General features: G+C 63.7%; 1 pseudogene. It reads right to left on the reverse strand.

Features of this window, described 5'->3' with window-relative positions:
- Positions 1-2,246, reverse strand: a pseudogene (locus AB5Y70_RS13580) (type I secretion protein); the annotation flags it as partial.

Raw genomic sequence — 2,246 nt, forward strand, 5'->3', positions numbered from 1 at the left:
ATGTGGCTCACCACATCCTTCGCCCCCTGGTTCGCCTCCGTCATCTCGGTGCCGGTCACGGCGCTGATGACCGGATTGGCCCCGTCGCCGATGGCCACGCTCAGGGTGGAGGAGACTTTATCTCCGTCACTGTCGATGAGGGTGAAGCCCGCCTTGAGCAGACTGTCTGCACTCCCCTGATCCAGCGGTTGGTTCAGGGTGAAGACGTAGTGACCGTTCTGATCCAGCGTCAACGTGAAGACGTTCTGGCCGTTGACGGCGCCGCTGATGCTGTTGCCGCTGATGGTGATGACCACGGGCTGGCCGCCGCTGGTGAGCCCCTGCAGGCCAGGTTGGCTGGCATCGAAGCCGATATGGGCCAAAGGATCGGTGCCGGCGGTGATATTGAGATCCCCACTGAGGGTCTGGGCGGCGCTCCAGTCGCTGTCCTCCACCAGGGTGAGGGAGACGGGGTCGACCTGGGGCAAGGCGCCGTCGGTGATGGCGATATTGAGGGTGCCGAGATTGCTTCGGTCACCGTCAAAATCGGTGCCCTGCACCTGCAGCCCCAGGTTGACGCTGTTGGTGCTGACCGGCTGATCCAGCACGCCATCGAGCGTCACATGGTACTTGCCGTCCAAGTCCAGGGTCACGGTCAGGATGGGTTTGTTAGCCGCATCCAGCAGGGTGATCTGGTTGCCGCTGACCTGATAGTGGGTCGGCTGGCCGCCGCTGGTGAGGCCATTCAGGCCGGGCTGGCTCGCCTCGAAGTTCAGCGACACCAGGCGATCGCTGCCCACGCTCACCGGCAACTGGCCATCCAGGGTCTGGCCTGAGGCCCCTTCCTGCAAGGTGACCCCGCTGTCGATGCCAAGGTGAGGATCGGCGGCATCGGTCACATGGATGACGGTATCGCCCTTGCTGACGGTGCCATCGCTGTCCGTCACCTGCATGCCGACACGAATATCGAGCCTGTCGTTCGCGCCGTGATCCAGGTTGGTGTGAGTCACCACCTGATAATCGAAATCCACCTTGGTGTGCGCCGCGACGCTATCGGGCACATTGGGCAGGGTCACGCTCAGCACCAGGGTGCCGCTCGCAGTCACTGCCTGGAAGCTGTGGCCGTTGCTGCCCGGTACGGCCTGCCAGGTGAGGGTCTCGCCATTGTGAGTGACGGGATTGCCGTTGATGTCCATGACCTGACCGCTCAGGACCAGGCGCACATCGACGATGGGATCGGAGTAGGCCTGTACCGTCACCTTGCCCGTGATGAGCTGATCGTCAGCGGTCGCACCATTGGCGGCGCCATCGAAGCGCCCCTCGCTCAGGGTCACGCTGTCGATGGTCACCCCGTTGACGATCGGCCTGACGCCTTCGCTGATGGTGATGTCCAGAGTGCCCGTGGTGCTGTCGTTGTTGCCGCCCCCCTTGTCACTGTCAATGATGTCAAGCTTGAGGGGCAGACTCGTCTTGCCGTCACCGCCGCTCTGGTGCACCCCCTGATAAAGGGTCACCTTGTAGTCGAACGTGTTGCTGGCGGCATTGTCCAGCTTGCCCACCAGTTCGACCTGAAGCACCTCGACGCGCACGCCGTTCACGTCCACATAACCCTTGAGGATCTGGTTGCCCGGAATGGCGGGAGCCCCGTCCACCAGTTCGTATTTCACCTGCTGACCCAGTGCCATCAAGGGGGGCTGGGAAGCCGGATCGGCGAACGAGACCTGACTCACCCGATCCGACCCCGACTCCAGGGTAAAGTGTCCCGTTTCCGTCAGGGTGTTGTGGCCGTCGAGCCCACGCTCATCCAGGCTCACCCCGCTGCCCGCCACGAAGTGCGGCGCATGGCCGTCCTTGATGGTGAGCGGCAAGTCGGTGGAGACCCTGTCCCCGTCCTTGTCGGTCAGGGTGACGGTGAGCGGCAGGTCGAGGGATTCGCTGCCCTGGTGATCCAGCTCGGCCCCCAGGGTCACCTTGGCGGTGACGCTCCAGTTGCCGTTGTTCTCAACGAGGCTCAGCTCGGCCCGCAGCACCTCGCGGCCGTCCGCGCTGGTCCCCACCAGCTCGCCGTTGGCATCCAGGGTGAAAGTCACCGGGCTGCCGTGGCTGCTGTACTTGCCATCCAGGCTCTGCTGAATGGCGGCGATATCGAATTTGAGGCTGCTCGTATCGAGTGCATCAGCCCCGTGGCTCACGGTGAAGCTCATGTGGCTCACCACATCCTTCGCCCCCTGGTTCGCCTCCGTCATCTCGGTGCCGGTCACGGCGCT

Source organism: Aeromonas sp. s1(2024), from assembly GCF_040908005.1.
Taxonomy (GTDB): domain Bacteria; phylum Pseudomonadota; class Gammaproteobacteria; order Enterobacterales; family Aeromonadaceae; genus Aeromonas; species Aeromonas caviae.